Genomic DNA, 7,476 nt, shown 5'->3' on the forward strand with positions numbered 1-7,476 from the left:
AAAGAACAAAAATTAAACAAACTGATTGAGGAGGAAGGTATGGCAGTTTCTCTCCAAAAAGCGAAAAAACTAACACCTGAACTTATCGTTATCAGTCAGCTCTTTCCACAAAAACTGGGGCGGGAGTTCTACTACCAGCACCTAACCTTGTGCATAATTGATGCTGTTTTCTCAATAGGGATACGGTATTCTACAGTTCAAAAAGTTGTTCAGAACTTCTGCCAATATACGAACTGGAACTGCTACAGAAATCAGAAAACTTTTCCTCCTGTTTCACAGCAGAGATCTGTAAGCGATTTACTAAACATCTTCAACCAATTTAAAACAGGTAGAGGAATTAACTTCCAAGGTGTAGCAACAACTGTTTTTAAGAACAGGTGCAGAACAGTTCCAAGGAGAAACGGACTATTAAAAGCCGAGGCTGTTTACCGTTTTGCTCAAATTCTTCAAAGAAACGGAATAGACTACTTTCAAGATTTAGGCAACAGACTAAACACACCAGGCTTTATCAATTCTCTAAAAAATCAGATACGAACTATACCCGGGCTGAGAAGCGGAATAGCCTTTGATTACTTTCTAATGCTGGCTGGAGATTGCAACACCGTAAAACCTGACAGAATGGTAAAGAGATACCTTGCCTGGCTCTACTGCTACTACGAAAATATGGCTGATAACATAGCTGTAATGTTAATGACAGATCTACTCAACAGACTCAAAAAATTCATACCGACCTTGACACTAAGGCAGTTAGACTACGCAATCTGGAACTTCCAGAGAAATACTCTCAAGTTCAGCTGCAGAAGTAATGTAATGACCCTACATCCGCACAAAACAGGCGGTTTAATAACAGTTCAGATACACACCAACAACCAGAAAGAAGTTGATAGATGTATCAAAAAACTGTCTGACTTCCTTAAGAAGAATAGCTGGAGAATTTCAGATTTAAAGGTAAAAGGACTGGTATTCAAAGCTTGCCCTTATGGGTCAATTAAAATTCCTCTGAGTTCGTTAAACGGTGATATCTATATTTTAGGAAACGAAAATTCTGCTGAATTTCCACCTTCAGTAGAAGAACTACCTAAAAATTTTCCCGATTCTGTATGGATTTTCAGCGATGCTAAAGATGTTTTTAACGAGGGAAAGCTACTTTCAGAAATTGAAAAAGCCATAGCTGAACAGATGAGAGAAGAGAAAAAAGGGGGACAGATGCCCCCTTCTTAAGAGAGAATCTCGTCTATGGTGATAACCTCTCCAACCCTTCCTGTAATTTCCGGGCCTGGCTTGAGTGTCTTCTTGCCGGGTCTCCAGTTTGCAGGGCAAGCCTCGTCTGGATGTTCGTAAACGTACTTCCAGGCGTCAAGCTGGCGGAGGAGTTCGTTTACGTTCCTTCCAACAGGTGGGTTGAGAACCTCCTCAGCTACAATAATGCCGTCTGGGTTAATGATGAACCTTCCCCTTCTTGCAATTCCAGCCTCTTCAATGTAAACGCCGTAAGTTCTTGATACTGCTCCTGTTGGGTCTGCTCCAAGGAGGAACTTTACATCCTTCATTAAAGGTTCTACTTCACAGAAAATCTGGTGGCTGAAGACTGTGTCTGTGGAGATTGCAAGGACTTCAGCTCCCCTTGCCTTAATTTCGTCGTATTTAGCTGCGACCGCAGCCAGTTCGGTAGGTCAGACGTAGGTAAAGTCTGCCGGGTAGAAACAGAGGACTAAGAACTTTCCCTCGTTGTTTGGAACAAAATCTGAGAGCTGAACGTCCACATACTTTTTCTGCACCGGGTCGTAAGCCTGAACTTTAAAATCCGGAGCTTTCTGGCCTACAAGTGCCATCTCTTCCCTCCTAAAAAAAGTTTTCAGTTTCTCTGTTAATATATTAAAGCTCAAGCAATTCAAGGTTCAACTATTCTTTAAATAGAGGTTTTCTATGGAATACTGGCGAATCTATGTAAAGCAGGAATACAAACTGATAGACGTAGTAGCCCACGTAACCGGAACAAGGAAAAAGGCAAAAAAGCTGATAGATGAGGGGCTTGTTAGTGTTTATGGAAAGAAGGAGCTCCGCTACAGGGAAATCTTGAAACCGGGAAGTTCCGTTGAATTCTGTCTCAATTCGCTACTCTTTAAACCTGAAAAGCCGGAAGTTCTTTACAGGGAAGAGGAAGTATGGGTCGTCAATAAACCGCCGTTTATAAACAGCAACAGGGATAAACCCAACCTTGAAGAAGTTATCAAGAAGTTTTATGGGAAACAGGTTAAAGTCGTTCATAGGCTTGATAAACAAACATCAGGAGTTATTGTAGCCGTTGAAAATAAAAAGCTATTTGAGAAGTTTAAGGAAACATTCCGAAAAAAGGAAATTGAAAAAGAGTATCTGGCAGTAGTACCATCCGCTCCCAGGTGGAACAGAAAAAGGGTTGACTTCAGGCTTGATGGAAAGGAAGCAATAACGGAAATTTCCGTTTTAGAAAGGTTTGAAAGGGGAGCTCTCCTACTTGTAAAAATCCCAACGGGAAGAAAACACCAGATAAGAAGGCACCTTGCCGGAATTGGACTTCCCGTTGCCGGAGAGTTTATCTACTGGAAAAGGCCTTTCCCGTTTCCCTTTAACTTCTCCCCCAGGATACTTCTCCACAGCTACAGAATAGTTTTTAAACACCCAGAAACAGGGAAGAAGGTAAGAGTAGAAGCCCCCCTGCCGGAGGACTTCCGGTCTTTCCTGAAATCACTCAGAGAATTCAAGTTCAAAGTAAATGAACTAACGCTCTAAGAAAATAGAAAGGTCAATATCAAGACCGGAATTCCTCAGCTTCCTCAAAGCTTTAGATTCTATTTGCCTTATTCTCTCCCTTGTAACTTTAAGCTCCTTTCCAACCTGCTCTAAGGTGTGTTCGGGGTAGCCGTCTAAACCGAAACGTAGTTTTATAACGAGGGCTTCCCTCTCACTGAGCTGTGAGAGGAGCTGTGAAACTTTTTCCTGAAGGTCTTTCTTAATAACCTCATACTCAGGGATGGGGCTTTTTGTGTCTTCAATGAAGTCCCTTAAAGTGCTGTCTTCATCGTCCCCTATAGGCGTTTCAAGTGAAACGGGCTCCTGGGCAAGCTGAAGGATTGAACGTACCTTACTGGCAGGCATTTTCAAACGCTCTGCGATCTCTTCAGGCTTTGGCTCCCTTCCCATTTCCAGGAACATCTGACGGGAGACCTTAATGACCTTGTTTATGGTCTCTATCATGTGAACGGGAATTCTTATAGTTCTTGCCTGATCAGCTATCGCCCTTGTTATGGCCTGGCGTATCCACCAGGTTGCGTAGGTGCTGAACTTGTAGCCTCTCCTGTACTCAAACTTATCAACGGCCTTCATAAGGCCGATGTTCCCCTCCTGAATGAGGTCTAAGAAGTGTAGCCCCCTGTTTATGTACTTCTTGGCTATGCTTACAACCAACCTCAGGTTTGAACGGACTAAAATCTGCTTGGCTTCCTGCGAATCTTTCTTGTAGAAGTAAATCCTCTCAGCCAATTTGTAAAAGGTGTTTCTGGGCATTCCTATAGTGCTGAGAACCTGCCTGTAGGTCTCTTTACTGTCAAGGTATTTTTTAACCATCTTCTTGATCTCTCTGGTCGTGTAGGGTGAGGCATCTATCTTTTCCCTTATCTCGTCATCATCTATACGGCTGCAGATTTCGTCAATGGGAATTCCGAGGAAGGAGAGTTTTCCGCTGAGCTTCTGAATACTTTTCTCGCTTCTCTTTAAAACCTTGTATTTCCTGTAAATGTCTTCGGCCAGCTTTTCGTAGATGGAGTAAGAGAGGGGAAGCTGCCTCAGTAAACTGTTTATTTTTGCCCATGTTCTGAGGAATTCTCTTCTTACCTCCTGGTCTTTCTTGTTCCTCTGGTGCTGTTTCTGAAGTTTCTCAAGTTTGGGAAGGAGCTCTTTCACCTCTTCAACGATGGCAAAAAACTTTTTCTTCCTCTGGCTCTCTCCACCCTCCGCAAAGTCGTCGGGGGAGCGCATTATGTCCCTTACTTTCAGTTCTCCGTTCTTTATCTTCTCTTCAACCTCAAGAACGTAATCTAAAATCGCTCTGGTTTTGAGAAGGTAACGAACGAGGGCTTTCCTTCCAAGCTCCACCCTCTTTGCAAGGGCAATCTCTTCGTGGCGCTTTAAAAGAGAGATATCGCTCATCTCTCTGAGGTAGAGCCTTATGGGATCATCGGAACGGGGAAGGGTATCGGGAGCTATGGTTATCTGGAGTTTGGAAAGGTCTACGTGGTCTTCGCCCTCTTTTGGTATAATCTGGATATCGTACTCATCTAACTGGGTTATCAGCTCTTCTATCAGTTCTGGTGTGAGCACCTCCTCGTCCAGGTGCTCCATCAGTTCGTCAAATGTGATGTAGCCCTTGTCTTTCCCGAGAGCTATGATCTCGTCAAAGTTCAGCCGCTCCAAGGCCGCCTCCTTTAATTTATAGTTTGGAGTTGCTCAACTATCTCAAAGTTTCCTTTTTTAAGCTCAAAGACCAGTTTTTTGAGGGTAACCTTCTCAGAAATGTCGGAAACTCTTTTAAGCCTTCTCTCAAGCTCTTTAACGAGAACTCTGCAGACGTAACGGCGGAGCTCCTCTTCAGAAATCTCCATAAAGAGAACGTCTGAGATGAGGGCTGAAAGTTCCGGGTAGAGGGTCTGGAGAGCTGTAGCGTCCCTCTCTCCGGTCTGAGAGATTAAGGAATAAAGCTTTGCAACCTTCTGGGAAACGAAGATGTTTGGAGAGACCTCTACGGGGAGAGCCACTCCCTCAAGAAGGGCTCTCAGGAAGGCCTTTTCATAAATCGGGATCGGTTCTTCACTTAAACCGGATTCCTCTCTTCTACGAACCCTTGGAAGCTGCGACTTTAACCAGGTTTCATCTATACCGAACTCAGCAGAAAGCCTTGACAGGTAATCCTTAAACAGGAAAGGGTTAATATCCCTCAGTTCAGCAACGGCAAGGGCTACCTGCCTGAGGAGCTCTGGCCGCTCAACAGAAGGTAGCGACTTAACCGTTTCAACAGCCCAGTCTATAAAAGGAATCGGACGGGAGAGGAGCTCTTTCAGAAGGTCTGGGGAGCTCCGTGCCATTGAATCCGGATCTTCACCGTCGGGAAGTTGAACAACTAAAGGTTCAGCTCCAAACTTAAAGAGGATTCCAGCAGACCTGATGGTGGCTTTCCTTCCTGCAGAGTCTCCGTCAAACATGAGAATGGGAGAGTGGGTGTATCGCTTTAGAAAACGAACGTGGTTTTCGGTTAGCGAAGTTCCCATTGGAGCAACCACGCCGTAGACACTTAATCTGAAGAGTGAAATGACATCAAAGTAGCCCTCAACGATAATCGCTTTTCGCTTCTTAAGGATAAACTCCTTTGACTGGTAGAAGCCGTAGAGGGTGGAGTTCTTCTTGAAGAGGGAACTCTCCGGGCTGTTTATGTATTTTGGTTCCTGACCCTCTTTGAGGGCTCTTCCTGCAAAGGCCACAACTTTCCCAGAATGGTTGAAGATGGGAATTATCAGCCTCTCACGGAAGAACTCTCTGCCCTTGGAACTCTTAAGCCCCAACTGGGTAAGGGCTTCATCCTTTATCTTGAGCTCTCTCAGGTATCCCGGCGGAGCGTAGCCAAGGAGGAACTTCTCTGCCGTTTTCCTGTCAACTCCTCTCTCAAGGAGGTAGTCTTCAACTCTTTCATAGTGGCTGTAGAAGTATCTGGCGGCCTTAAGGCCGGCCTCTTCAACTTCTACCGTAGAGCTATCTTCAGAGAAGGCTTCACGGGGGAGCTCCACTCCGGCAATCTCAGCAACCCTCTTTACAGCTTCAAAGAACGAGAGGTTCTCATACTGCTGGACAAAGGTTATTGCGTTTCCACCAACGCCGCAGCCGAAACACTTGAATATCTGCTTTTCGGGGCTTACAACGAAGGAAGGAGTCTTTTCCGGGTGGAAGGGACAGAGGGCGACAAAGTTCCTTCCAGACTGTTTTAGTGTTAAGTAGTGTGATATGATATCTACGATGTCTATCCGGGACAGCAGCTCCTGGACGAAAGAGTGGGAGACCTTGGAGCTCCCCAATTATATCACCTCATTCTCTTTATATGGCCTTTCTAAAATTATTCGGGGAGAAAACAAAGTCAACTTCTCCTGTAGAAAAAGATTAGGAGAACAGTTCCTATAAAAACTCCAACGTCTGCAACGTTGAAGGTGGGGTAGTGGTAGTTTTTAAAGTAAAAATCAATAAAGTCAACCACCTTACCGTTGAAAAACCTATCGTAGAGGTTACCGAGAGCTCCCCCAGCTATGAGCCCTAAAGATACTGAAAGAACAGGGGTTAACTTCTCTCTTTTAAAAACGTAGTAGAAAATCCCCAAAACGACAAAAACGGGAATTAAGAGGAGAAAGAGTTTTCTGATAAACTCGTTTCCGCCTGAAAAGAGGCTGAAGGCCGCCCCCCTGTTCTCTGCAAGCCTCAGTGAGAAAAGGCCGGGGACTACTGAAATAGGATGGTGGAGTTCCTTAAGTGCCCAGAGCTTGGTAATCCTATCTAAAAGAAAGGTTAAAAGGGTAGTTATCAGAAACAGTGTTCTCATCACAACCTCGCAAACTGGAAAGTGAGGTCTGACAGGAAGTGGAAGAGGATGGGAGCTCCTATGGAGCCGCTCCTCTCGTAGAGGAATCCCATAACTAACGAAGGGAAGAAGACGATAAACCGGGAAGGGTCGTAGTAGACAAGGGCGTGGGCAACGCCGAAGAGAATACTTGAGAGAAGGTTGTTCTTTGTGAGGAGCCAGAAGAGCTTTTCATTCTCAAAAACGGAGTAGAAGAACCCCCTGAAGAAGGTCTCTTCTCCCACTGCAACCCCCAAGTAGAAAGGAGCAACGGAGGTGAGCTTCTGGAGGTCAGGGGGGAGTTTGTGGGGAGCTCCCACGTAGTAAAGGGGCAGAACAACAGCAGAGGCAAGAACTCCCCAGAGAATCCCCTTCAGGAAGTTCCTGTAGCCAAGCTCGTAAGGAGTTTTCTTAAAGAGAAGAACGGGAACGGCAACCAGAACTAAAGGGAGGAGGAGGCCGGAATACTGAGGGAAAAACCTGACAGAGAAGGCGGCAAAGAGGATAACTCCAAAGTAAGCCCTGAAGAAAGAACACGATTTACAGCTCAGCATAGCGCTCCCTATGGTCTATAATTCAACTGCTACAAAATTATGCCGGGAGAGAAAAATGGCGACCTACTCTGTAAAGGTGTTTATATCCTACAGGAAAGGAGTTCTGGACCCCCAGGGAGTAGCCGTTGAGAAGGCCGCACACCAGTTGGGGTTTACAAAGGTCAGAAACGTTCGGGTAGGCAAATACATAACGATGGAGATTGAGGCAGATAGCCCGGAAGAGGTTAAGAGGGAAGTTGAGGAGATGGCAAAGAAGTTCTTAGTCAACCCGGTAATTGAGGAGTATACCTA

Annotated in this window: 8 protein-coding genes; 3 read left to right on the plus strand and 5 right to left on the minus strand. The window is 45.1% G+C overall.

Annotated elements, in window-relative coordinates; all coding sequences use genetic code 11:
* The first annotated feature begins 39 nt into the window (after positions 1-39).
* Positions 40-1,221, plus strand: a complete 1,182-nt coding sequence (locus F8H35_RS02880) for a hypothetical protein (protein ID WP_472572070.1) — start codon at positions 40-42, stop codon at positions 1,219-1,221.
* Here the strand turns inward: F8H35_RS02880 and F8H35_RS02885 are convergent.
* Positions 1,218-1,832 (minus strand): peroxiredoxin, encoded by a 615-nt coding sequence (locus F8H35_RS02885; RefSeq protein WP_472572071.1) that lies wholly within the window; start codon positions 1,830-1,832, stop codon positions 1,218-1,220. The genes F8H35_RS02880 and F8H35_RS02885 overlap by 4 nt on opposite strands.
* A gap of 94 nt (positions 1,833-1,926) precedes the next feature.
* Between F8H35_RS02885 and F8H35_RS02890 the strand changes: the two genes are divergently transcribed.
* Positions 1,927-2,769, plus strand: coding sequence for an RluA family pseudouridine synthase (locus F8H35_RS02890; protein ID WP_472572072.1), 843 nt, complete (start codon positions 1,927-1,929; stop codon positions 2,767-2,769).
* Here the strand turns inward: F8H35_RS02890 and rpoD are convergent.
* From rpoD to F8H35_RS02910, 4 genes are read right to left on the minus strand one after another with little or no spacing between them, the layout of a single operon-like run.
* Positions 2,758-4,449, minus strand: coding sequence for an RNA polymerase sigma factor RpoD (gene rpoD, locus F8H35_RS02895; RefSeq protein ID WP_472572073.1), 1,692 nt, complete (start codon positions 4,447-4,449; stop codon positions 2,758-2,760). The two genes, F8H35_RS02890 and rpoD, sit on opposite strands and share 12 nt — an antisense overlap.
* An 11-nt stretch (positions 4,450-4,460) precedes the next feature.
* On the minus strand, positions 4,461-6,098 hold the full coding sequence (gene dnaG, locus F8H35_RS02900) for a DNA primase (RefSeq protein ID WP_472572074.1): 1,638 nt from the start codon (positions 6,096-6,098) through the stop codon (positions 4,461-4,463).
* A 59-nt stretch (positions 6,099-6,157) separates the two neighbouring features.
* The gene (lspA, locus tag F8H35_RS02905; RefSeq protein WP_472572075.1) at positions 6,158-6,613 is read right to left on the minus strand and encodes a signal peptidase II; all 456 of its coding nucleotides are present in this window, start codon (positions 6,611-6,613) and stop codon (positions 6,158-6,160) included.
* Positions 6,613-7,185, minus strand: coding sequence for a CPBP family glutamic-type intramembrane protease (locus F8H35_RS02910; RefSeq protein ID WP_472572076.1), 573 nt, complete (start codon positions 7,183-7,185; stop codon positions 6,613-6,615). The genes lspA and F8H35_RS02910 overlap by 1 nt, the downstream gene beginning before the upstream one ends.
* Before the next feature lie 55 nt (positions 7,186-7,240).
* Between F8H35_RS02910 and purS the strand changes: the two genes are divergently transcribed.
* Positions 7,241-7,476, plus strand: a 236-nt coding sequence (gene purS, locus F8H35_RS02915) for a phosphoribosylformylglycinamidine synthase subunit PurS (protein WP_472572077.1), incomplete at its 3' end; no start/stop codon positions are given.

Origin of the sequence: Thermovibrio sp., from assembly GCA_015488335.1 — a bacterium.
In the GTDB taxonomy this organism is placed as follows: domain Bacteria; phylum Aquificota; class Aquificia; order Desulfurobacteriales; family Desulfurobacteriaceae; genus Balnearium.

Bases quoted from the DNA above. Each gene is read 5' to 3' on its own strand.
- lspA (WP_472572075.1), bottom strand. From the start codon at position 6,613: ATGAGAACACTGTTTCTGATAACTACCCTTTTAACCTTTCTTTTAGAT.
- F8H35_RS02880 (WP_472572070.1), top strand. From the start codon at position 40: ATGGCAGTTTCTCTCCAAAAAGCGAAAAAACTAACACCTGAACTTATC.
- F8H35_RS02910 (WP_472572076.1), bottom strand. From the start codon at position 7,185: ATGCTGAGCTGTAAATCGTGTTCTTTCTTCAGGGCTTACTTTGGAGTT.
- F8H35_RS02890 (WP_472572072.1), top strand. From the start codon at position 1,927: ATGGAATACTGGCGAATCTATGTAAAGCAGGAATACAAACTGATAGAC.